Consider the following 21554-nt stretch of genomic DNA (forward strand, 5'->3'; position numbering starts at 1 on the left):
GCCTGCCCGGAGACTGCCATGACCGACTTCCAGACCTTCGCCCATCTCGCCTCGATCGATCTCGGCGAGCCCGAGCCCAAGCCGACCTCGATCAGCGGCGATCAGCTCGAAGCGTCGAGAACACTGTGGACGTCACCGGACGGCACGCTGGAAGTCGGCGTCTGGGAGTGTACGCCCGGCCGGTTCACCGCATCGCGCGACAGCAATTCCGAAACCTGCCACATCGTGTCGGGCCGGGTCTCGCTGCATGGTCCCGATGGTCGCAGCAAGGAGGTTGGTGCCGGCGAAATGCTGGTGCTGCCGAAAGGCTGGAAAGGCGAATGGACCATCCACGAACCGACGCGCAAACTCTACATCCTGCACTTCGAGGCGGCGTGAGCTAATCGTCGTTCCCGGCGGCGTTCGGCTTGCCCTCTATTGCCTGCCGCAAGGCGTCGTTGATCCGATCCTGCCAACCGGGGCCATCCGCCTGGAAATGGTCGAGCACGGCCCGATCGATCCTGATCGAAACAAGCTCCCTGACACCGGGGGCGGCCGAGGTCTCGCGAACCGGAGCAACCGGCTTCTTGATTGGCTTGAAGGCAGCTTCCGCCGCCGTCATTGGATTTGTCGGTCGGCGCGGGGGATTTGCCATCGGGTGACCTTGACTGGAGACGACTCATGCTTGCCGATGAGGCTGCACGCTTGCGCGCCACCATAGCCCAACTGGCGCCATCGCGCAGGCCCATTTGGCCAGGACCTGTCTTCGATCCAAGCACGGCGCGGTTCCCGCGCCGCCTTGAGGCACGCACCGGTGCTTGTCACTCGGCGGCTTGAAGAATTTGTGCGTCGACGATGATCCTGATCTCGGCGCGGCAAGAGCCGCAATTCGTGCCGGCATGCAGGGCTGCCCCGATCGCCTCGACGCTGGCGCAGCCGCCTCGCACCGCTTGCGCGATCTGGTTGGCGCCAACGCCGAAACAGGAGCAGACGATAGCGCCGCGGTCGACGTCGACCCCGCCCGGCCGCCCGGCCACGATCGCCAGCCTGCCGCGCCGATCGACATGATCGGCATTCAATTGCTCCGCCGCCCAGCCGCGCGACACCGCGACCGGACCGGGCGCCACGAACAAGGCGCCGGACAAGTGATCGCCGTCGAAAGCCGCGATGCGATGCTGGCCGGCATCGCGGTCGTGATAGGCGAGGATTTCGGCGCCCGGCGGCGTGCCGAACAAGGCCCCGGCGAAGCCGGCCCAGTCGATGTCGTCATCGGCAAAGGCAAGCTCGACCCGCCAGCCGCCCTTGCATTTGGCCACTGCCCAGTAGGTCGCGGTATCAGGCGCCGGCCTCTGCCGCATCACGGCGAAGCCGAAGGCTTTCGCAGCGAATTTCTCGATGCGGGCGGCGACATGTTTCAGCGCCGGCTGGCCGGAGACCGGATCGGTCAGCGGCGCGGTCAGCGCATCGAGTCTGCCTTTTGCCGAGAACTGATCCGTCCAGTGCATCGGCGCAAACAGGCTGCCCTGGCGCTGGCGTGCTGTCACCAGCGCGCGCACCAGCACGTCGCCGCGCACGCTGGAAACGCGCGCGATATCGGCGTCGCCGATTCCGAAGCGCTGCGCATCCGCCGGATGGATTTCGACGAAAGGCTCGGCAATGTGCTGGGACAGCCGCGGGCTTTTGCCGGTCCGCGTCATGGTGTGCCAGTGGTCGCGGATACGGCCGGTGTTGAGGATCAGCGGATAGTCCGGGCTGGTGCGGGTCTCGACGGCGGGACGAATGGCGATGAAGCGCGCCTTGCGGTCGGGTGTGTAGAAATTGCCGTCGGCGAAGAAGCGGGTGCTGGAAGAGCCGTGCTCAGCACCCCCCCTCTGCCCTGCCGGCCACTGGAACGGCTCAAGCGCTGCATAGGTCTCGTCATCAACCCCCGCATAGGCACCAATATCGAAATCCCGCGCGCCATCATTCTCGAACCCCGACAGCGCGGCGTGTTCGGCAAACACCTCCGATGGCGACGCATAGGAGAATGCCTCGCCAAAACCCATCCGTTTGCCGACTTCGGTGACGATCTGCCAGTCGGGCCGCACCTCGCCGGGCAGGTCCAGGAACGCGCGCTGGCGCGAGATGCGGCGCTCCGAATTGGTGACGGTGCCGTCCTTCTCGCCCCATGCGGCGGCGGGCAGCCGGATATGGGCGTGGCGGACCGTGTCGGTCCTGGCCAGTACGTCCGACACCACGACGAACGGGCAAGCCTTGATCGCCGCTTCGACGGCATCGGCGTCGGGCATCGAATCGACCGGGTTGGTGGCCATGATCCACAATGCCTTGATGCGTCCGTCGGCCACCGCCTGAAACATCTCGACCGCCTTCAGGCCCGGCCTTTCCGCAATGGCCGGCGCAGTCCAGAAGCGCTGCATGCGGTCGCGGTGTTCGGGGTTTTCGATCTCCATGTGCGCGGCCAGCATATTGGCCATGCCGCCGACCTCTCGGCCCCCCATGGCGTTGGGCTGGCCGGTCACCGAAAACGGCCCAGCGCCAGGTCTGCCGATGCGGCCGGTGGCAAGATGGCAATTGATGATGGCGTTGACCTTGTCGGTGCCCGAAGACGACTGGTTCACCCCCTGGCTGTAGATCGTCACGGTCTTGGAGGTCGCGGCGAACAGGCTGTAGAAGCGGCCAAGCTCGTCCTCGCTGAGGCCCGTGGCGGCAGCGACGCCGGCAAGATCGAGCACCGATGCCGCGAAAAGCGCTTGCCCGAAACCGGTCGTGTGCGCCGTGATGTAAGCGCGGTCCAGCGCGTTGTGCCGGCCGAGATAGGCGAGCAGCCCGGTGAACAGAGCGACGTCGCCATCGGGCGCGATCGCCAGATGCATGTCGGCGATGTCGGCGGTCATCGTGCGGCGTGGATCAACCAGCACGACCTTCATCTCCGGCCGCTTTTCCCGGGCCGCCGCGATGCGCTGGTAGAGCACGGGATGGCACCAGGCGAGATTGGAGCCGACCAGCACGATCAGGTCGGCAAGCTCCAGGTCCTCATAAATTCCCGGCACGGTGTCGGAGCCAAAGGCGCGGCGGTGGCCGGCGACCGACGAAGCCATGCACAGGCGCGAATTGGTATCGATGTTGGCCGAGCCGACAAAACCTTTCATCAGCTTGTTGGCGACGTAATAATCCTCGGTCAGCAACTGGCCGGAAACATAGAAGGCGACCGCATCCGGACCATGCTCGGCGATGGTTTGCGAGAAGGTCGAGGCGACGAGGTCGAGCGCCTCGTCCCAGCCGGCGCGGTGGCCGTGGATCTCCGGGTAGAGCAGCCTGCCGTCGAGGTCGATGGTCTCCGCCAGGGCCGAGCCCTTGGAGCAGAGCCGGCCGAAATTCGCCGGATGGCTGGGGTCGCCGCGGACGCTGACTTCACCGTCCGCGGCGACCTTCGCCAGCACGCCGCAGCCCACCCCGCAATAGGGGCAGGTGGTCCTCACCTCGCGCGCTTCGTCAATCTCCATGTGTCAGGCCGCGCGGCTGGCCAGCGCTTCAAGCGCAATGAACAGACGCTCGCCTTCGACCCGCACCGGGATGGTACGCACCGCGCCTTCATCGGCGCCGAGCGCCTTGCCCGTCTCCAGCGAAATCACCCAGCTGTGCAAGGGACAGGTCACCGCCGTGCCGTGCACGATGCCTTGGCTCAGCGGCCCACCTTTGTGCGGGCAATGGTCGTCGATGGCGTAGACCTGATCGTCGGCGGTGCGGAAGACGGCGATTTTTCCCTCGGGCGTGTCGACGCAGCGTGCGCCGCGGCGGGGGATGTCGGAGAGGGAGCCTATTGATACCCAGTTCATCTCCATCACTCCGCCGCCTGCGCAAAACCGACCGAAGCCATCGGCCGGAACTCGTGCTTGTCCTTGCCGGACACGCGTTCCGACCATGGGTCGACCTGGGCGAATTTCTGGCTGAAGACGAAGCGGTCGAAATAGGCCTTGCGCCTCTCGCCATCGTCCATGATCTGACGCTTGATCTCGGGGATGCCGATGCGCTTGGCCCATTTGTAGATGCGCTCGAGGTAGCGGCCCTGCTCGCGGTACATCTGCGTCAGCGCCACGATATGCTCCAGCGCCTCGTCCTCGGTCCTGACCAGGCCGAGCACTTCGGTGCCCTTGATGTCGAGGCCGGCTGCCCCGGCGAAATGGATCTCGTAGCCAGAGTCGACGCAGATGACGCCGACATCCTTGCAGGTCGCCTCGGCGCAGTTCCTGGGGCAACCCGACACCGCCATCTTGACCTTGGCGGGGGTCCACGAGCCCCACATGAATTTCTCGATGCGGATGCCAAGGCCCGTCGAATCCTGCGTGCCGAAGCGGCACCAGTCCGAGCCGACACAGGTCTTCACGGTGCGCAGGCCCTTGGCGTAGGCATGGCCGGAGACGAAGCCGGCCTGGCCGAGATCGGCCCACACCGCCGGCAGGTCTTCCTTGCGGATGCCGAGCATGTCGATGCGCTGGCCGCCGGTGACCTTGACCATCGGGATCTCGAACTTGTCGACGACATCGGCGATGGCGCGCAGTTCGGCGGCATTGGTGACCCCGCCCCACATGCGCGGTACCACCGAATAGGTGCCGTCCTTCTGGATGTTGGCGTGGACGCGCTCGTTGATGAAGCGCGACTGGTAGTCGTCGGCGTAGTCGTTCGGCCAGTCGCAGACGAGATAGTAGTTCAGCGCCGGCCGGCATTTGGCGCAGCCGCAGGAGGTCGTCCATTCCAGCTCCTGCATGACGGCCGGTATGGTCTTCAGGCGCTTGGCCACGATCAGCCGGCGCACTTCGTCATGGCCGAGCGTGGTGCAGCCGCACATCGGCTGGACCGCGGCCGGGTTGTACTTGTCGCCAATGGTCAGCACCATCAGCTTCTCGACCAGCCCGGTGCAGGAGCCGCAGGAGGCCGAGGCCTTCGTGTGGGCGCGCACATCGTCGAGCGAGGTCAGCCCCTTGGCCGCGATCGCACCAGTGATCTTGCCCTTGCATACGCCGTTGCAGCCGCAGATTTCCGCATCATCCGGCAAGGCTGCAACGGCCGCCATAGGGTCCAGCGGGGCACCCCCCTGGTAGGACTGGCCGAAAATGAGCGTGTCGCGCATTTCGGAAATGTCGGTCTGCTTCTTCTTGAGATCGTTGAACCAGGCCCCATCCGCCGTCTCGCCATAGAGCACGGTGCCGATGATGCGGTCGTCCTTCAGCACCAGGCGCTTGTAGACGCCGGCCGCCGCATCGCGCAGCACGATCTCCTGGCGGTCTTCGCCCTCGGCGAAGTCGCCGAGCGAGAACAGGTCGATGCCGGTGACCTTGAGTTTGGTCGGCGTGTCCGAATGCACGAAGGCGGCGGCCCCGTCGCCGGCAAGTTGGCTGGCGGCGACGCGCGCCATTTCGTAGAGCGGCGCGACCAGCCCGTAGACCTGACCATTGACTTCGGCGCATTCGCCGAGCGCGTAGATGTCGGGATCGTTGCTGCGCATGCCGGCATCGACGACGATGCCGCGATTGACGGCAATGCCGGCCTCTTTCGCCAGCGCCGCGTTCGGCCTGATGCCGACGGCCATCACCACCAGCGTCGCCGGGATGACAGTGCCGTCGGCAAGCTCAATTTGCTCGACCTTGCCGTTGCCGGTGATCGCCTGCGTGTTTGCCTTGGTGATGACCTTGATGCCGCGCTGCTCCACCGCGCGCTGCAGGAGATAGCCGGCAGCCGGATCGAGCTGGCGCTCCATCAGCGTCGGCATGACATGCAGCACGGTGACGTCCATGCCTTGTGCGTTCAGTCCCGCTGCAGCCTCCAGCCCGAGCAGGCCACCGCCGATGACCACCGCCTTGGCCCGCGACTGGGCCGCCAGCATCATGGCCTGGACGTCGTCGAGATCGCGATAGGTCAGCACGCCGGGCAGATTGTGGCCGGGCACCGGAATGATGAACGGCACCGAGCCGGTGGCGATGACGAGCTTGTCGTAGGGCTCGGTGACGCCATGATCGGAGGTGACGGTCTTCGCCGCCCGGTCGATGGCGACTATTCTGTGGCCCTTGTAGAGGGTGATGCCGTGCTTGATGTACCAGCCGTCGCCATGGATGATGATTTCCTCATAGGCCTTTTCGCCCGACAGCACCGGCGACAGCATGATGCGGTCGTAGTTCACCCTGGGCTCGGCGTTGAAGATGGTGACCTGGTAGCGGCCGGGCGCCTTTTCCAGCAGATGCTCCAGCATGCGCCCGGGGGCCATCCCATTGCCGATGATGACGAGTTTTTCGGTCATGGTTCTGATCCGCTCCAGTCTCACTCAGCCGCGTAGGAAAGGGCTGGAGCTTCGGCAGCAGCGCGCTCCATCCGCCGGATGCTGAAGTGCATCCAGGCAAAGCCGGTGACGACGATGACGAAGAGCAGCATGAAGCAGCTCGACCACAGGCCCGTGAGGTCGTTGAGCGCGCCGAAGGCGATCGGCAGGACAAAGCCGCCGAGCCCGCCGATCATGCCGACAACGCCGCCGACCGCGCCAACGCTGCCTGGATAGTAGGCCGGGATGTGCTTGTAGACGGCAGCCTTGCCGAGGCTCATGAAGAAGCCGAGGACGCTGGCGATAGCGATGAAGGCAACCGGCCCGATGGCGAAGTGGAAGGCGATCGGTCCGCTGGTGCCGTGCACGACATAGTCCGCGGGCGGCAGCGACAGGATCAGCGTGGCCACGGCCGACACCGCGAAGGTCCAATAGAGCACTGTGCGAGCGCCGATCCGATCGGAAAGCACGCCGCCATACGCACGGAAGATACTTGCCGGGATCGAATAGGCTGCGCCGATCATGCCGGCGGTCGCGAGCCCGAAGCCGTAGACACCGATCAGATAGCGCGGCAACCACAGCGATAGCGCCACGAAAGCACCGAAGGCGAAGAAATAGTAGAAGGCGAAGCGCCAGACCTGCAGGTTCTTGAGCGGCGCGAATTCCTGCCAGAAGCTTCTCGGCGGTGCGACCTTGCCCGCGCGGCGCTCACGGATGACCGGATCGTCGCCGGTCGTGAACCAGAAAACGACGGCCATGACGACGAGCGCAGCTGCCCAGATCTGCGCAACCGACTGCCAGCCCCAGGCGAGAAGAACGAACGGTGCCAGGAACTTGGTGACCGCGGCGCCGACATTACCGACGCCGAAAATGCCGAGAGCCGTTCCTTGCTTGCCGGCGGGGAAGAAGCGCGAGACATAGGCGACACCAACGGCGAAGGCGCCGCCAGCGAGCCCGACGCCGAGCGCGGCGATCAGCATCTGCCCATAGGTATGCGCAAAAGCGAGCAGAAAGGTCGCGACCGCCGCTGCAAGCATGGTCGCCGTGTAGACCAGCCGTCCGCCGTAGCGGTCGGTCCAGATGCCGAGCACCATACGCACGAGCGAGCCGGTGAGGATCGGCGTGCCGACGAGCAGGCCGAACTCCGTCTCGTTCAGCCCCAGCTCCTGCTTGATGCGCACGCCGATGATTGAAAAGATCGTCCACACCGCGAAGCAGACGGTGAAGGCGATGGTGGACATCATGAGCGCCTGCCGGGAAGCATTGTCCTGGCTCGGCGCGGCTGAGAGATTTGCGGTCATTGTCAGGCTCCGGTTTGCGGCGTGGGAGGCACCGCCCTTGTCTGTTCGTTCGCGACCGTCAGCGGCGCGGCATCGGCGAACTGGATGAAACCGACCTTTGCGCGGTCGCTTCGAGACCCTTGCCGTCAGTCTTGGCGCCTGCGGGAAAGAGGAGGAGCGCGGCGGTGAACAGCGCCGCCGTCAGCGCGCTGCTGGCCAGAAAATCGCGGCGCGTGAAGTCCGCGAGGGACGCGCCAATTCCGATCCGTTTCGTCATCGTCGTCTCCGGTTGGGCGCCGCTTGGGACCAGCGCCGTCGATTGCGTGTTCGGTCAAAACAAAAAAGCTGCCGGCCAGGCCGCACGCGTCCGTCCATCCGGGATCGCGTATTGACCTGAGCGGCAGCTTTGCCTGTGGCGCCCGCCAATGGACGCCGTGTCACTTGGCCCTTGCGGACCTACATTCTGAAAAGCAGGAAGCGTGCCAATTCGACAGCGCTCTGAATTATCGAATGAAATCAATGTGAAACGCGGCCGCGCGACTTTTGACCAAGCCGGGCAGCGGATCAAAGATTAGTCAGAATGCCTTGCACAGCAGCATAATATTTGTGCAATGCGGTAGATTGCCCATTGCCGATGCAGATTGCCAATTGCCGATGATGACGAGTTTTTCGGTCATTGCCTTACTCCGCGGCTTCGACGAAGCGGTGGCGTTCGTAGAGGAACTTCAGCACCGCCTCGCGGCAGCGCAGGAAGGTGCGGTCGGAAGAAAGTTCGACGCGACGGCGCGGCCGGGCGAGCGGCACGGCAAGCACCTCGCCGATCGTCGCTGCCGGACCGTTGGTCATCATCACGATGCGGTCGGAGAGCAGCACCGCCTCGTCGACATCGTGGGTGATCATGATCGTCGTCGAGCCGAGCCTGGAATGGATGTCCATCACCGCATCCTGCAGATGGGCGCGCGTCAGCGCGTCGAGCGCGCCGAACGGCTCGTCGAGCAAGAGAATCTTCGGCTCCATGGCGAGCGCGCGCGCAATGCCGACACGCTGCTTCATGCCGCCGGAAATCTCGGCCGGGCGCTTGTCCCTGGCATGCGCCATCTGCACGAGGTCGAGATTGCGCATGATCCAGTCATGCCGCTCGGCACGGCTCCTGGTGCCGCCGAAGACCTTGGACACCGCGAGGTTGATGTTTTCGTAGACGGTGAGCCAGGGCAGCAGCGAGTGATTCTGGAACACCACGGCGCGTTCGGGTCCGGGGCTGTCGACCTCCTTGTCCTCGAGCAGCACGGCGCCGGCGGAGACCTTGGTCAGCCCGGCGATCAAATTGAGCAAGGTCGACTTGCCGCAGCCGGAATGACCGATAATCGAGACGAATTCACCCTTGTCGATGGTCAGTCTTATATCCTTCAGCACCTCACTGACCTGGCCGCCGCGGGCAAAGGATTTGTCGATATGGTCGAGTTTCAGATAGGCCGTCATCGCCCTCTCCTCACTTTGCCGTTGTGCCGCGGGTGACGAAGGCGCCGACCGCCGCGACCAGGCGGTCGAGGCAAAAGCCGGTGACGCCGATATAGGCGAGCGCGACGATGATGTCGGGCAGCCGCGACGAGTTCCACGCGTCCCAGATGAAGAAGCCGATGCCGACACCGCCGGTCAGCATTTCGGCGGCGACGATGGCGAGCCAGGACAGGCCGATGCCGATCCGCAAGCCGGTGAAGATGTAGGGGGCGGCGGCCGGCACCATGATCTTGACGAAGAACTCGAACTGGTTGAGCCGCAGGATGCGCGCGACGTTGCGGTAATCCTCGGGGATGTTGCGCACGCCGACGGCGGTGTTGATGATGATCGGCCAGATCGAGGTGATGAAGATGACAAACAGGGCCGACGGGCTGGAATCGCGGAACGCCGCCAGCGACAGCGGCAGCCAGGCCAGCGGCGGCACGGTGCGCAGGATCTGGAACACCGGGTCGAGACCGCGCATCGCCCAGATCGACTGGCCGACCAGCGCGCCGAGAGCCACACCCACGATCGCCGCCAGGCCAAAGCCGATGGCGACGCGCTGCAGCGAGATCAGCACCCGCCAGGCCAGCCCGATATCCTGCGGGCCATTGTTGAAGAACGGATGCGCGATCAGGTCGTAGGCCTCGTTCCACACCTGGCTCGGCGGCGGCAGGCTGGCGGTCGGCGATGAGCAGGCGATCTGCCAGACGACAAGCATGAGGGCGATGACGATGGCCGGCGGCACCAGCGCGCTGGCCAGTTTGCCGGCGATCACGATCGGATCGAAGCGGCGCCGCGCCTTGGCGGTGAAGGCGATGACCTCCGCCGGCTTCGCGGGGAACGCTTTCACCGTTGTGTCCTCGATTGTCTGGATCGACATGTCTGGGAAAAACTCCTTGGTCGGGATTTGCGGCGACAACGGCGCAAGGGCGCCGTTGCGCTTGCGGGCGACAAACGGCGCAATGCGCCGTTTGCGCCGATCAAGCCGAGGCCTTGATCTTCAGGCTGTCGAGATAGGCGGACGGGTTGGCCGGATCGAAGATCTTGCCGTCGAAGAACGTCTCGACGCCGCGCGACGAGGACGCCGGAATGTCGGCTGCCGCGACGCCGAGGTCCTTGGCCGCCTCGCGCCACAGATCCTCTCGGTTGACCTGATCGACCAAAGCCTTGATGTCGGTGGTCGGCGCGAACTTGCCCCAGCGGATGTTCTCGGCCAGGAACCAGCTGTCATGGCTCTTGAACGGATAGGACACGCCGCCCTTCCAGAACTTCATGTAGAGATCGGTGCCAGTGGCAACTCGCCCGTTGCCATAATTGATGTCGCCCTTGAGGCGGCCAATGATATCGGCGACAGGCACGTTCATCCATTGCCGCTTGCCGATGATGGCGGCCATCTCGTCCTTGTTCTCCTTGGCCTCGCACCATTGCTGGGCTTCCATGACGGCCATCAGGATCGCCTTGGTGGCGTTCGGGTATTTGTCGATGAATTCGGCGCGCAGGCCGAGCGCCTTTTCGGGGTGGCCCTTCCACAATTCGCCGGTCGTGGCGGCGGTGAAGCCGACGCCCTGGTGGACGAGTTGCTCGTTCCACGGCTCGCCGACGCAGAACACGTCCATGTTGCCGACCTTCATGTTGGCCACCATCTGCGGCGGCGGCACGACGATGGTCGAGACGTCCTTGTCGGGATCGATGCCGCCGGCGGCGAGCCAGTAGCGCAGCCACAAATCATGGGTGCCGCCCGGGAAGGTCATGGCGGCCTTGATGTCCTTGCCGGCCGCCTTCTTGGCGGCGAAGGCGTCCTTCAGCTTCGAGGCATCGAGGCCGACACCGGTGCCGGCATATTCCTGGGCGACCGAAATGCCTTGGCAGTCGTAGTTGAGCCGCGCCACGATCGCCATCGGCATCGGCTGGTTGTTCTGCGTCACCTTGCCGGTGTGCATCAGGTAAGGCAGCGGCGTCAGGATATGGGCGCCGTCGATGCCGTTGGCCGCGCCGCCGAGCATCAGATTGTCGCGCGTCGCGCCCCAGGACGCCTGCTTGAGCACCTCGACATCGGGCATGCCGTATTTGGTGAACAGGCCCTTCTCCTTGGCGATCATCAGCGGTGCGGCATCGGTCAGCGCGATGAAGCCGAGCTTGGCGCCGGTGACCTCCGGCGCGGTCGTGGCGGCATAGGCGCCAGAGGGGAAGAGCTTGCGGGCCGCCATGAACAGCCCCGCCGTCAGCGCGCTGCTGGCGAGGAAATCGCGACGCGTCATGTCCTTGAGTGTCGTTCCAGTTCCGATCCGTTTCGTCATCGTCGTCTCCGGTTGGGCACTGCTTGGGATCAGCGCCGTCGATTGCGTGTTCGGTCAAAACAAAAAAGCCGCCGGCCAGGCCGCGCGCGTCCGTCCATCCGGGATCGCGTCTTGACCTGAGCGGCAGCTTTGCCTGTAGCGCCCGCCATTGGACGCCTGTTCCGTGACCCCGAGAAGAGTCTGCCTATTGCAAAGCAGGAACCGTGCCAGTTTCGGAATAGATGACAAACATCAAGGAGATCAACGACATACCACAATCATCGGCGCGCCGGCCCGCCGGGCGAGCAAGCCAAAGATTGTTCATTAGCGCAGTGGCACGCACAATTTTTGTGCAATGCACAAGAATGGCACCGAAATGATCAGGCCTCCGCGCGGGCCGATTTCTGGCGCGCGATGTAGGCGTCGATCTCGTCGGGATCGAAGATCTGGCCGTCGAAGAAACCATCGGGACCAAGCACCAGACTTGCCCCCGCCGAACCGACCGGAGTCGCGGACTTCAGCGCGCCCTCGACTTTCGAATTGGCGCCTGGAAGTGCCACACCAAGCGGCTTCAGCGCCGAGCGGTAGAGGTCGGGACGGTAGCAGTCGCGGGCGATGGCGAGATTTTCCGGCGTGTGTTCGACATGCCCCCAGCGGACCATCTGCGTGTAGAACCACAGCGCATGGCTCTTCCACGGAAAGTTCGCTGCCTTGTCGAAGGGCAGGAAGAAGTCGTCGATGGTCCGCGCCGCGCCGCCGCCCAATTGGAGATTGCCGGTCAGGATCGGCATCTGGACTGCCGGCGGCAGGCCGAGGAAGCCGGGCTGCGCCATCACCGCGGCCAATTCGCCATGGTTGGCTGGATCCTGGCACCAGCGCGCCGAGTGATGCAGCGCACGCAGCAGCGCCGCCAGCGCCTCGGGGGACTGCTCGGCCCAGACCTTGCGCACGCCGATCACCTTCTCCGGGCTGTTGCGCCATATCTGTGCCTTGATGGTGACGATGTGGCCGGTGCCGGCGGCAACCGAGGCGCTGTTCCAGGGTTCGCCGACGCAGTAGCCGTCGATCCGCCCGGTGGCCAGCGCGTCGGCCATGAAGGGCGGCGGCACGATGACGATCTCGATCGCGCGCTGTGGATCGATGCCGCAGGCGGCGAGCCAGTAGCGCAGTTCGTAATTGTGCCCGGAATGGGGATGCACCACGGCGAAGCGCAGCGGGTCGCGGCCGGCAGCGGCGCGCTCGCGGATAAGCGCGCCAAGTGCGGCACCGGCGCGCGCCGGGTCGAGATCGGGCTCGGCGCCATGCGCCGCCATGCCAGCCCAGACGGCGTTGGAGATGGTGACGCAGTTGCCGCCAAGACCGAGCGAGAACGGCACGATGGTCTCTGAAGCAAGCGGCGTCAGCCCGAGATTGCAGGCAAGCGGCATCGGTCCCAGCATATGCGCGAGATGGAAGTGGCCGATGGCGATGCGGTCGCGGATGTTGGCCCAGGACGTCTCGCGGTGCAGCGTCAGGTCGATACCTTCGCGTGCGGCAAAACCAAGCTCGCCGGCCGCGACCAGCACCGCGCTGTCGAACAGCGGCATGAAACCGGCGGTGATCTGATGCTCGGCGCCCATGCTCATTCGTCCTCCGCCGGTCCCAGCAGCCCGGCGGCGGTCACCAGGCTCTGGGCGATGTCGCTGATCTTGCGGTTCTGGTTCATCGCTGTCTTGCGCAGCAGCGTGTAGGCGGCCTCTTCGCTCAGGCCGCGCGACTTCATCAGGATGCCCTTGGCGCGATCGATCACCTTGCGGCTCTCGAGTTCGCTGCGCGCTTCTTCCAGTTCGCGCGCCATGCGCGAAAAGGCGTTGAAACGGCTGACCGCCATATCGAGGATCGGTTTGACGCGCTCCTGCCGCAGACCGTCGACGACATAGGCCGAAACGCCGGCATCGACCGCCGCCTCGATCGAGGCCTGGTCGGAGCGGTCGACGAACATGGCGATCGGCCGCTTCACCGCGCGCGACAGCTGGAACATGTTTTCCAGCATGTCGCGATTCGGATTTTCGAGATCGATGACGATGACGTCGGGTTCGATCTCGGCGATCCGCCGCGCAATGCCGGTCACGTCGTGGATGACGGTGACCCGCTCATGGCCGGCCTCGCGCAACCCCGCCTCGATGATCCCGGCGCGGATGCGGTTTTCGTCGATCACCAGGACGGCGAGTGCGGTTCGGACCATGCCTGCATTGTGCCCAAGCGAGGGAATTGTGCAATGCGGGATGATGCAACGACGGCAACATTCGCCGAGCATGCCCCTGGCCTCGCCGACCCGCATCTCATTGGCGATCCGCTTGTAGAGCAGGCCCTGGCGCAGCATCTGCAGCACCCGCACTGCTGCAGCGTCAGCGTGGACAGGCGCTGCACCATGTCGGCGCGGCCATACTCTCAGCGGGTGGTTGTCGCTCTCCGGTGCCAAATATCGCGGAACGGATAGTTTTCAAGTCAGCCCATCCAAGCAACAAAAGCTGTGGCTAATCGGCCTTCCGCGCTTTCACTGATATCTGTGTCGCAACGGCAATTGTAGTAGTCTCGGTCTGAATACCCTAGCTGAGAATCAGCCGGGGCGGCGGGTGGTTGATTGTGGCGACACTCAACGCGCAGGTTCTGGATTTTTTCGACTGGTGGCTCGATGAGCTTCGAGGGGTCTGGTCGCGGGTCGCGCCCAGACAAAAGCAATCTTCCACAAGCGACTGGATCGTCAGCCTGGCGGATGACGGCATCCGCGCCCGCGAGGCCAATGCTCCGGAGTTCCAGTCGATCCCGTTGTCGCTCACCGCGTCCTCGGACGAGATTCTGGCGCTTCTCCAGGGCGGGCCTCGGCGCAAGCGGCCGACCTTCGATATCACGATCCAGCCCGGGCTGTTCCTGACCCGGCAATTGGCGGCGCGGCGGCTGCCGCTTCGGCAGGCGCGTGACATGGCCGAGCTCGACCTTCTGGCCTCGACGCCGATCGACCCGGCGCAAGTGCATGTCGTTTTCGCCAGGCACGTTGAGCAGGACTGCTTCTACCATGTCGTCAAGGCGAAGACGCTTGCCGCAGTGCTTGACGCAGTCCGCCGGGCCGGCGGATCGGTCCGCTGCCTGTCGCTGTCGCAACCGGAGAGCGCCCTGCGGGCCGATCCGCTCAGCCTCGCCGCCATCTGGCCGCCGACCGCGCGCGACCGGCGCGTCAGGACCGCCTGGGTGACAACCTGTTCGATGCTGGCCGGGGCAATGCTGGTCACCTTCGCTCATGCGCATTGGCGCACCTGGCAGGCCGGCGCGGAACTGGACGCAGAGATCGCCGATGCACAGGTGCTGGCCAAGGCGGCACGCACCGCGCTGCAGAAGCGCCAGACCGGCATAGAGCAAATTGAAAAGATCCGCACGGAAAAGAAAACGACGGCATCGCTGGTGCGCGTCTGGGCCGAACTGACGCACCTGCTTCCCGACTCGGCCTGGCTGACCGATCTGTCGGCCAAGGGCGACGACCTGACCATCACTGGCTTTTCCGCTTCCGCCGCCGAGCTGATCAAGCCAATCGACGATTCGCCGCTGTTTTCGGCGCCCGAATTCGCCTCGCCCGTGGTCAGGGTTCCCGGCCAGGACGGTGAACATTTCACCATTTCGGCCAAGATCGGAGCGCTCTGACCATGCTCTCCGCCATCGTCAACACCAGCCCGCTGGTTCGCCGCGTGATAGCGCTCGCCCTCGCGGCGGTGACGGCCTGTGTCCTGGCCTGGGCGGTGTTCGCGGCATTCGATAGCGTCGCCTCGGCGCAAGCCGAGATCGAGGAAAAGCGCGAGCTTCTCGGCCAGTTGCAAAGCGTGGCGGCGCTGGCAAAGCGCCTCGACAGCACCGCCAGCCCCGTGGCCGCGGCAAATCCCGAGTTTCTCACCGGCGAGAGCGAGGCGATCATTCGCGGTGGGCTGCAGACCCGGCTGAACGCGATTGCCACTGCCAACGGAGTGAACGTGCTGTCGGCCGGCAATGCGCCGGTGCTCAGCGAGGCCGGCGTCGATTTCATCGGGCTGCGGGCCAATCTTTCAGGGCCGCTGGAGGGCATTCACAACGCCGTTCTCGCCATCGAAACGTCGCTTCCGGTGCTGTTCATTCGCGAGGCCACCTTGCGCACGACCGATGTCGGACCGGTCGCCGGGCGCAGCGGCGACCCGGAGATCTTTGCCGAGATCCTGTTTTACGGCCCGCTGCAAACGCCGGTGGCGCCGGCACCCGGTGGGGTCAAGCCATGACCCGGAAATTCGCCGGCCTGGCGATTGCGGGGCTGATCGCGGCCCTCGTCCTGGTCAATGTCGCGCTCTACGACACGCCGGTCGACATCTCGCCGGTCGCTTCCGGAAAGGGACATGACGGCGGCCTGGCCTCGGCCGCGGGCTCATTGCAGTTTCCCGAGGCCGGCAATTTCAGCGAGACGTTCGAGCGGCCGCTGTTCACGCCGACGCGCCGGAAATTCGTGGCCCCGCCGGCCGGCCCGCCGCCGGTTGAGGTTGTCGCGGCCGCCGTCGAACAACCGCCGGCGCCGCCACCGCCCGAGGCAGCACCCGCCATTGCGCCTTCGCTTCTGGGCATCAGCATCCACGGCGGAACGGCGAAAGCCCTGCTGCGCGTCGCCGGAAGCGAAACCGCGATCTGGTACGGCAGTGGCGAGACCGTCGACGGCTGGACGGTGTCGGCGATCGACAAGGATCAGGCCGTACTGGAACGGGGTGGCAAGGTGGCGCGGGTTCCGCTTTATCCGCCATGGAAGAATGCCCCGCCGCCACCCCAAAAGGCCCGGCTACCAGCCCCGAATGTCCCGCCACCAGCCACAAATGAACCGCAACTATGAGCGACCGCCACAAAAGCCCAAACGCGGGCGGCGAAAGCGCCAGCAGCGGCTTTTCGCTGGTCGCCGTGCTGGTGTTCATGCTGATCGTCTCGGCAATCGTCGTCCCCTTCGCCGTGACGGCAAGAACGCGGCTGATGATCGCCAACAACGAGGTCGAACAGGAACGCCTGTCGCTGCTCGCTGAAGGCCTCGGCAATGTGGTTGCGAGCGAATTGACCGGCGGCTCGGGGGCGAAAAAATTTCCGCTGGATTTTACACCCTCCGCGTGCCGGGAGGGCGATTTCAGCTTCGATGTGCGCATCCAGGATCATGACGGGCTGATCGATCTCAATGCCGCCGACGACCAATTGCTGGCGCTTGGTTTCGCATCGCTCGGCTTCGAGCGGCAGACGGCGCAAGCGCTGGCCAAGGCCGCGATCCGGTTTCGCGACAACGCCAAGTTGTTCGCCGGCCAGCCCGGTCCCAGAAGCGCCGTCGGGCCGCCCGAAGACAAGCAGGCGCCGTTCGAATCGGTGTCCGAACTGCAGGAGTTTTCGGCACTTGCGTCGACGCCCCTGCAGACCCTCCATGCTGTTTTCACGGTCAACTCGAAACGCGGCACGATCAGCGCCGATCGTGCGCCGAACCGTCTTCGTGCTGCTCTTGCCGGGGGTAGCAGCGCTTCGGTCACCGAAGCGGCGGCCGATGCATCGGCCTACACGGTCGACGTGGTCGTGAGGCGCGACGATTCGGGGATCACAGCCGAAGCCGGCTTCATCATCGAGACGTCTCCGGTCAGCCCCACGGCATTCCAGCGCGCCTCCCGAAGCCCGGTCACTGCCTTGCCGCCAGCCGCCGCCACAACCGACTGCGAGGTGCTTTTCGGCGCCGAGGCGGCGCGGATCCTGCGCGGGTGGAGCTCATGAACGCTGCCGCCCAGACCCAGGGGATCGAGGCGTTCCTTGCCTTTCTCGAGGGCGAGAAAGTGCTGACCGCGCACGCGGCCCAGCGGGCTTTGGGGGCATCGCGAACGTCTGGACACCCGTTCGATACGGTGATGACCGAACTCGGCCTGATCGGCGAGCAGGAGCTTGCCAACAGCCTCAGCCGCTACCTGAACGCACCGACGCCGGTCGAGATTCCCGAACAGGTTAGCCCCGAAATGCTGGCAGGCGTGCCGCTGGCCTATCTGCGTGAAAACGCGATCCTGCCGCTGCAGATGGATGCCGAGCGGCTGGTTGTCGCCGTGGCCGACCCGTTCTCGTCGGCAACCATCGACGCGCTCGCCTTTCACTATGAGCGGACACTGGCGCTGCGGATATTGCCAAGGCGCATGATTGCCGAATGCATCGACCGCATCGAGCATTCGGCCCTGGCGGCCGTTTCAAATGGCGGCAACAGTGGCGAAACCCTGGATTTCGGTCCCGACGACCTCGAACGGTTGAAGGATTTTGCGCGTGAGGCGCCGATTGTCCGCTTCGTCGCCGAGACCATCCACAAGGCGGTCGATGCGAGAGCCACCGACATTCACATCGAGCCGCTCGAGGATCACGTCCGCATCCGCTTCAGGCATGACGGCATGCTGTCCACCGTCGACACCGCATCGATTGCGATGCTGTCTGGCATCTCCACCCGCATCAAGATCCTGTCGCGGCTCAACATTGCCGAACGGCGCCTGCCGCAGGACGGACGCATGCGCATTGCCGTGCGCGGCCGCGACGTCGACCTGCGCGTCTCGGTCATTCCGTCGATTCACGGCGAAGCCATCGTGCTTCGAATCCTCGACCGCGCAGGCGTCGAATTGCGGTTGGAGAAACTGGGTTTCGACGGCGCCGCGCAAGCGAAAATCCGCAGCATGTCGCAATCCGCCAACGGCATCGTGCTGATCACCGGGCCGACCGGAAGCGGCAAGACGACGACGCTCTATTCCATCCTCGCCGAGCGTTCGCGCCCGGATGTCAAGATTTTCACCGTCGAGGACCCGGTCGAATATCGCATGGCCGGCATCACCCAGCTGCAGGTCAATCCGGCGATCGATCTCGACTTTGCCGCCGCCCTGCGTTCGATCCTGCGGCAGGATCCCGATATCATCCTGCTCGGTGAAATTCGCGATCGCGAGACGGCGCAGGTCGCGGTCCAGGCGGCCTTGACCGGCCATCTGGTGTTTTCGACCCTCCACACCAACAGTGCCGCGGGCGCGCTGACGCGCCTTCGCGATATGGGCATCGACGGCTATCTGCTCGGCGCGACGATCAGAGGCGTGATCGCACAGAGGCTGTTGCGCCGTATCTGCCCGACCTGCCGCGGTGCGGACCAAACTGTTCCGGCCTGCCGCACTTGCAACGGCTCCGGCTACAGCGGGCGCACGGTGACCTACGAAATGCTGCAGGTGTCGCCGCGCATCGCCGAGCTCATCGACCAGGGTGCCGGCGAAATGGAGATCGGGAAAATTGCCGCCGAAGACGACCTCGTGCCGATGTCGGTCCACGCAACCGCACTTGCCCGATCGCAGATCACCACGATGGACGAAGTCCGGCGTGTCATCGATCTCGCGGGAGGTGGCTGATGCCGGCCTATGCCTATCGCGCCTATCTCGTCGACGGCAGCACCGAGACCGGCGTTCTCGATGCGTCGACCAAGCAGGATGCCGCCCGCAAACTGGCGCAGCAGGGCCGCCGTTCCTATCATCTTGCCCCGGTGAACGGCGAAAGGCAGCAGCTTCGCCTGCCGGGACGCAGCGCGCTGACGTTTACCCGCAGGGTCGATCTCAGCCGGCTGTTTTCCGAGCTTTCGGTGCTTCTGAACGCCGGTTTCACTGTCGACCGTGCCTTGAACGCGGTTATCTCGGGCCAGGCCAACCATCAGCGACGGCAACAGCTGCAATCGGTGCTCGATCTCACGACGGGCGGCCGGCCAATCGCCGAAGCATTTGCCGCCCTGCCGGGCATCACCTCCGACGTTGCCGCCTTGCTCGCCAGCGGAGAGCGCAGCGGCAAGATGGCCTATATATGCCAGCGGCTGGCGGATACGTTCGAGGCAACGGCCAAGCGCCGTGCCGCAATCGTCGAGGCCCTGGCCTATCCGGCTTTCCTGCTCATGGTCATGAGCGGCGCGCTGGTCATTCTGGCGACGGTTCTGGTGCCGGCGCTGGAACCGATCTTCGAAGGCTCATCCGCCCCCAAGCCGTTCACCATGACCATGCTTTCGGCGCTCGGCACGGTGTTCAAGGACTATCCGTTCGTGTTCCCGCTGGCGGCGGTCCTGGGCCTGCTTTCCTATCTTTTCCTGTCCCGGTCCGCCGGTGCCAGAAAACAGTTTTCGCATTGGCTGTTGAATATCCCTTTGATCGGCCCGCTGGTCAGGGATGCCGTGATCGCGCGCTACCTGGAAACGCTTGCGCTGCTGCTCGGCAATGGCGTGGCGATGACCGAGGCGCTTGGCCTGGCCGCCAACGTTTCCAGACAGAGTTCACTGGCGGCAAGCTTTGCCACGATCGAAGAAACCGTCGCAAATGGCGCCCGCCTGCATGGCGCGATCGTCAAGGCGGGGATTTTCGACAACGCGACGATGTCGCTGGTCGCGCTCGGCGAAGAGGCGAATGCCCTTCCGGTGGTGCTCGATCGCGCCGCGAAAATGCTTCAGCTGACGCTGTCGCGACGGATCGATACGGTGCTGAAGCTGTTGACGCCAGCGCTGACGATTTCGCTCGGTTTTCTCGTCGGCAGCCTGGTCATCTCGGTGATGACCACGATCCTCAGCATCAACGATCTGGCGCTGCAATGACCGCCGCGCCGAGAGCCGGCGCACCGGCAGACGCAACGGCCGGATTTACCCTGGTCGAAATGCTGGTCGTGCTGGCGATCATGGCCCTTGTCGCGGCCATCGCCGCGCCGGGGCTCGTCAGCAACTATCGGACCAAGAACCTGGAGACGCTGGCCGGCGAGATCACCATGCGGCTGCGCCTGTCGCGCACATCGGCAATCGCCACCGCCAGGCCGAAGCAGGTCGTTGTCGATCTCGGCACCCGCGTCATCCGTTTTGGCGAACGAGATAGTGTCGCTCTGCCGGACGATGTCAAAATGACCGTAATCACCGGCCAGGAGACCGTCGTCGCTGGTCGGCAGACCGTCCTGACCTTCCTTCCCGATGGCAGCGCTTCCGGTATGGACATTTCCCTGCAGCAAAAGGGACGGACCACGCGCATAGCGGTCAACTGGCTGACCGGGCTTCCAACGTGGCGCGCGCTGCCATGACAGGACCATCGTCGCAGCCCTCCCCCGAAGACGGATTCTCGATCCTGGAGATGATCGTCGCCATGACCATCCTGGCGCTTGTGCTGGGTATCGCCAGCCAGTCGATCGTGCTGGCGAGCCGCAGCATCGCCGCAGCCAAGCGCCAGGTCGAAGCCGCCAGGACCGTCCGTGCGATGCTGGCCGACTACGAAGCCCAAGTCCAACCCATGGCGCAAACCACGATGCAACCCGGCTGGACCCTGAAGACCCGCACGATAGACGTGTCGAAGGCGAAGGTAACCGCTGTTCTTATCGAGAAGACCGGTGGAGCGTTTCCAAACGGGCCGTTTTTGACCTTCGTGCCCGTGCAGGACGCCGCTCAATGACCGGCCTGTTCTTCCGTGCCCGCTCGAAGGTCCGCGTCGTCCGCCGGCAGGAACGTCGTCCAGGCGCCTCTCTGCCAGACGCCAGATCGCAGCCGGGACCATCGGCATCGGTCGAGGGATTTGCGCTCATCGACGTGTTGGTCGGGCTGGCCCTGATCGGCGTGATCACATCGCTGATGATGGTTTTCCTGAGCCAGGCCCGAACGATGATGCGCATCGAAAAGGCAACCGAATTCCAGATGGAGATCGGTGCCGCATCGCGGTTTCTGGAAACGGCAATCAGCCACGCCGAGCCGTTGCCCTTGTCCAGATCGTCGCCGGACATGGTGCTTTATCTCAACGGCGACAGTGCCCGGATTGAATTCAACGCCGTTCAGGCGATCGGCTTCAAATCCTCCGCACTGCGCGAAATTGCTGTTTCGCTTGGCGATGGTGGCCAGGCCGGAGGCGCGCTGGCCATTGTCCAGAGAACACGGCGCGGCAGCGAACCCGGCGCGTCGACGCCGAGCGAACCGGTGCGGCTGATCGGCGGTGTAAGCACCATGAAATTCGAATATCTCGACAGTGCGGCGGCACCCTCATCGTGGTCACCAAGCTGGAAGGCGCCGCGGCGCCTGCCCGCCGCCGTGCGGTTCACCCTCTCCGTTCTGCGGGATGGTGCTGCCTATTCGGCGACAGGTTTTGCACGCCTCGACCTGGCAAATGCCCAGGTGCCGCGCACGAAATGAAGACCTCGTTC

The 21554-nt window shown here is 64.8% G+C and carries 21 protein-coding genes; 10 read left to right on the top strand and 11 right to left on the bottom strand.

Annotated elements, in window-relative coordinates; translation table 11 throughout:
- The first annotated feature begins 18 nt into the window (after positions 1-18).
- Positions 19-378, top strand: coding sequence for a cupin domain-containing protein (locus tag ACFFNA_RS13695; protein ID WP_378918956.1), 360 nt, complete (start codon positions 19-21; stop codon positions 376-378).
- A 1-nt stretch (position 379) separates the two neighbouring features.
- On the opposite strand, the gene ACFFNA_RS13700 is transcribed toward ACFFNA_RS13695, so the two are convergent.
- The 11 genes from ACFFNA_RS13700 to ACFFNA_RS13750 form a co-directional block, all read right to left on the bottom strand.
- Positions 380-634 carry a BrnA antitoxin family protein gene (locus tag ACFFNA_RS13700; protein WP_378918958.1) on the bottom strand — a complete coding sequence of 85 codons (255 nt, stop codon included), beginning with the start codon at positions 632-634 and terminating at the stop codon, positions 380-382.
- 166 nt (positions 635-800) lie between these two features.
- Positions 801-3482, bottom strand: a complete 2682-nt coding sequence (locus ACFFNA_RS13705; RefSeq protein WP_378918960.1) for a nitrate reductase — start codon at positions 3480-3482, stop codon at positions 801-803.
- A gap of 3 nt (positions 3483-3485) precedes the next feature.
- The gene (gene nirD / locus ACFFNA_RS13710) at positions 3486-3821 is read right to left on the bottom strand and encodes a nitrite reductase small subunit NirD (RefSeq protein ID WP_378918962.1); all 336 of its coding nucleotides are present in this window, start codon (positions 3819-3821) and stop codon (positions 3486-3488) included.
- Positions 3821-6271, bottom strand: coding sequence for a nitrite reductase large subunit NirB (nirB, locus tag ACFFNA_RS13715; protein WP_378918964.1), 2451 nt, complete (start codon positions 6269-6271; stop codon positions 3821-3823). The genes nirD and nirB overlap by 1 nt, the downstream gene beginning before the upstream one ends.
- A 20-nt stretch (positions 6272-6291) precedes the next feature.
- Positions 6292-7590: an MFS transporter gene (locus ACFFNA_RS13720; protein WP_378918966.1), complete on the bottom strand. Its 1299-nt coding sequence runs from the start codon at positions 7588-7590 to the stop codon at positions 6292-6294.
- Positions 7591-7648: 58 nt separating this feature from the next.
- Complete coding sequence (locus ACFFNA_RS13725) at positions 7649-7846, bottom strand: hypothetical protein (protein ID WP_378918968.1); 198 nt, start codon at positions 7844-7846, stop codon at positions 7649-7651.
- 404 nt (positions 7847-8250) lie between these two features.
- Positions 8251-9048, bottom strand: coding sequence for an ABC transporter ATP-binding protein (locus ACFFNA_RS13730; RefSeq protein WP_111543154.1), 798 nt, complete (start codon positions 9046-9048; stop codon positions 8251-8253).
- A gap of 10 nt (positions 9049-9058) precedes the next feature.
- The gene (gene ntrB / locus ACFFNA_RS13735; protein WP_378918970.1) at positions 9059-9949 is read right to left on the bottom strand and encodes a nitrate ABC transporter permease; all 891 of its coding nucleotides are present in this window, start codon (positions 9947-9949) and stop codon (positions 9059-9061) included.
- A 100-nt stretch (positions 9950-10049) separates the two neighbouring features.
- Complete coding sequence (locus ACFFNA_RS13740; protein ID WP_378918972.1) at positions 10050-11366, bottom strand: CmpA/NrtA family ABC transporter substrate-binding protein; 1317 nt, start codon at positions 11364-11366, stop codon at positions 10050-10052.
- A gap of 359 nt (positions 11367-11725) precedes the next feature.
- Positions 11726-12964: a CmpA/NrtA family ABC transporter substrate-binding protein gene (locus ACFFNA_RS13745; RefSeq protein WP_378919175.1), complete on the bottom strand. Its 1239-nt coding sequence runs from the start codon at positions 12962-12964 to the stop codon at positions 11726-11728.
- 2 nt (positions 12965-12966) lie between these two features.
- On the bottom strand, positions 12967-13569 hold the full coding sequence (locus ACFFNA_RS13750; RefSeq protein ID WP_378919177.1) for an ANTAR domain-containing response regulator: 603 nt from the start codon (positions 13567-13569) through the stop codon (positions 12967-12969).
- 401 nt (positions 13570-13970) lie between these two features.
- Between ACFFNA_RS13750 and ACFFNA_RS13755 the strand changes: the two genes are divergently transcribed.
- The 9 genes from ACFFNA_RS13755 to ACFFNA_RS13795 are packed head-to-tail and all read left to right on the top strand — an operon-like array spanning position 13971 to position 21543.
- Positions 13971-15020, top strand: coding sequence for a PilN domain-containing protein (locus tag ACFFNA_RS13755; RefSeq protein ID WP_378918974.1), 1050 nt, complete (start codon positions 13971-13973; stop codon positions 15018-15020).
- A 2-nt stretch (positions 15021-15022) separates the two neighbouring features.
- On the top strand, positions 15023-15622 hold the full coding sequence (gspM, locus tag ACFFNA_RS13760; protein WP_378918976.1) for a type II secretion system protein GspM: 600 nt from the start codon (positions 15023-15025) through the stop codon (positions 15620-15622).
- Positions 15619-16218, top strand: a complete 600-nt coding sequence (locus ACFFNA_RS13765) for a hypothetical protein (RefSeq protein WP_378918978.1) — start codon at positions 15619-15621, stop codon at positions 16216-16218. The genes gspM and ACFFNA_RS13765 overlap by 4 nt, the downstream gene beginning before the upstream one ends.
- Positions 16215-17123, top strand: a complete 909-nt coding sequence (locus ACFFNA_RS13770) for a hypothetical protein (RefSeq protein ID WP_378918980.1) — start codon at positions 16215-16217, stop codon at positions 17121-17123. The genes ACFFNA_RS13765 and ACFFNA_RS13770 overlap by 4 nt, the downstream gene beginning before the upstream one ends.
- Positions 17120-18763 carry a GspE/PulE family protein gene (locus tag ACFFNA_RS13775; protein WP_378918982.1) on the top strand — a complete coding sequence of 548 codons (1644 nt, stop codon included), beginning with the start codon at positions 17120-17122 and terminating at the stop codon, positions 18761-18763. Before ACFFNA_RS13770 ends, ACFFNA_RS13775 begins: the two co-directional genes overlap by 4 nt.
- The gene (locus ACFFNA_RS13780; RefSeq protein ID WP_378918984.1) at positions 18763-19980 is read left to right on the top strand and encodes a type II secretion system F family protein; all 1218 of its coding nucleotides are present in this window, start codon (positions 18763-18765) and stop codon (positions 19978-19980) included. The genes ACFFNA_RS13775 and ACFFNA_RS13780 overlap by 1 nt, the downstream gene beginning before the upstream one ends.
- The gene (locus tag ACFFNA_RS13785; RefSeq protein WP_378918986.1) at positions 19977-20450 is read left to right on the top strand and encodes a GspH/FimT family pseudopilin; all 474 of its coding nucleotides are present in this window, start codon (positions 19977-19979) and stop codon (positions 20448-20450) included. Before ACFFNA_RS13780 ends, ACFFNA_RS13785 begins: the two co-directional genes overlap by 4 nt.
- On the top strand, positions 20447-20815 hold the full coding sequence (locus ACFFNA_RS13790) for a PulJ/GspJ family protein (protein ID WP_378918988.1): 369 nt from the start codon (positions 20447-20449) through the stop codon (positions 20813-20815). The genes ACFFNA_RS13785 and ACFFNA_RS13790 overlap by 4 nt, the downstream gene beginning before the upstream one ends.
- Complete coding sequence (locus tag ACFFNA_RS13795) at positions 20812-21543, top strand: type II secretion system protein GspJ (RefSeq protein ID WP_378918990.1); 732 nt, start codon at positions 20812-20814, stop codon at positions 21541-21543. The genes ACFFNA_RS13790 and ACFFNA_RS13795 overlap by 4 nt, the downstream gene beginning before the upstream one ends.
- Positions 21544-21554: the final 11 nt, after the last annotated feature.

The organism is Mesorhizobium kowhaii (assembly GCF_042431665.1).
In the GTDB taxonomy this organism is placed as follows: Bacteria; Pseudomonadota; Alphaproteobacteria; order Rhizobiales; family Rhizobiaceae; genus Mesorhizobium; species Mesorhizobium kowhaii.

What these genes read in the sequence shown, in the direction of transcription:
- ACFFNA_RS13695 (WP_378918956.1), top strand. Translation starts at nt 19, where the DNA reads ATGACCGACTTCCAGACCTTCGCCCATCTCGCCTCGATCGATCTCGGC.
- ACFFNA_RS13700 (WP_378918958.1), bottom strand. Translation starts at nt 634, where the DNA reads ATGGCAAATCCCCCGCGCCGACCGACAAATCCAATGACGGCGGCGGAA.
- ACFFNA_RS13705 (WP_378918960.1), bottom strand. Translation starts at nt 3,482, where the DNA reads ATGGAGATTGACGAAGCGCGCGAGGTGAGGACCACCTGCCCCTATTGC.
- nirD (WP_378918962.1), bottom strand. Translation starts at nt 3,821, where the DNA reads ATGGAGATGAACTGGGTATCAATAGGCTCCCTCTCCGACATCCCCCGC.
- nirB (WP_378918964.1), bottom strand. Translation starts at nt 6,271, where the DNA reads ATGACCGAAAAACTCGTCATCATCGGCAATGGGATGGCCCCCGGGCGC.
- ACFFNA_RS13720 (WP_378918966.1), bottom strand. Translation starts at nt 7,590, where the DNA reads ATGACCGCAAATCTCTCAGCCGCGCCGAGCCAGGACAATGCTTCCCGG.
- ACFFNA_RS13725 (WP_378918968.1), bottom strand. Translation starts at nt 7,846, where the DNA reads ATGACGAAACGGATCGGAATTGGCGCGTCCCTCGCGGACTTCACGCGC.
- ACFFNA_RS13730 (WP_111543154.1), bottom strand. Translation starts at nt 9,048, where the DNA reads ATGACGGCCTATCTGAAACTCGACCATATCGACAAATCCTTTGCCCGC.
- ntrB (WP_378918970.1), bottom strand. Translation starts at nt 9,949, where the DNA reads ATGTCGATCCAGACAATCGAGGACACAACGGTGAAAGCGTTCCCCGCG.
- ACFFNA_RS13740 (WP_378918972.1), bottom strand. Translation starts at nt 11,366, where the DNA reads ATGACGAAACGGATCGGAACTGGAACGACACTCAAGGACATGACGCGT.
- ACFFNA_RS13745 (WP_378919175.1), bottom strand. Translation starts at nt 12,964, where the DNA reads ATGGGCGCCGAGCATCAGATCACCGCCGGTTTCATGCCGCTGTTCGAC.
- ACFFNA_RS13750 (WP_378919177.1), bottom strand. Translation starts at nt 13,569, where the DNA reads ATGGTCCGAACCGCACTCGCCGTCCTGGTGATCGACGAAAACCGCATC.
- gspM (WP_378918976.1), top strand. Translation starts at nt 15,023, where the DNA reads ATGCTCTCCGCCATCGTCAACACCAGCCCGCTGGTTCGCCGCGTGATA.
- ACFFNA_RS13765 (WP_378918978.1), top strand. Translation starts at nt 15,619, where the DNA reads ATGACCCGGAAATTCGCCGGCCTGGCGATTGCGGGGCTGATCGCGGCC.
- ACFFNA_RS13770 (WP_378918980.1), top strand. Translation starts at nt 16,215, where the DNA reads ATGAGCGACCGCCACAAAAGCCCAAACGCGGGCGGCGAAAGCGCCAGC.
- ACFFNA_RS13775 (WP_378918982.1), top strand. Translation starts at nt 17,120, where the DNA reads ATGAACGCTGCCGCCCAGACCCAGGGGATCGAGGCGTTCCTTGCCTTT.
- ACFFNA_RS13780 (WP_378918984.1), top strand. Translation starts at nt 18,763, where the DNA reads ATGCCGGCCTATGCCTATCGCGCCTATCTCGTCGACGGCAGCACCGAG.
- ACFFNA_RS13785 (WP_378918986.1), top strand. Translation starts at nt 19,977, where the DNA reads ATGACCGCCGCGCCGAGAGCCGGCGCACCGGCAGACGCAACGGCCGGA.
- ACFFNA_RS13790 (WP_378918988.1), top strand. Translation starts at nt 20,447, where the DNA reads ATGACAGGACCATCGTCGCAGCCCTCCCCCGAAGACGGATTCTCGATC.
- ACFFNA_RS13795 (WP_378918990.1), top strand. Translation starts at nt 20,812, where the DNA reads ATGACCGGCCTGTTCTTCCGTGCCCGCTCGAAGGTCCGCGTCGTCCGC.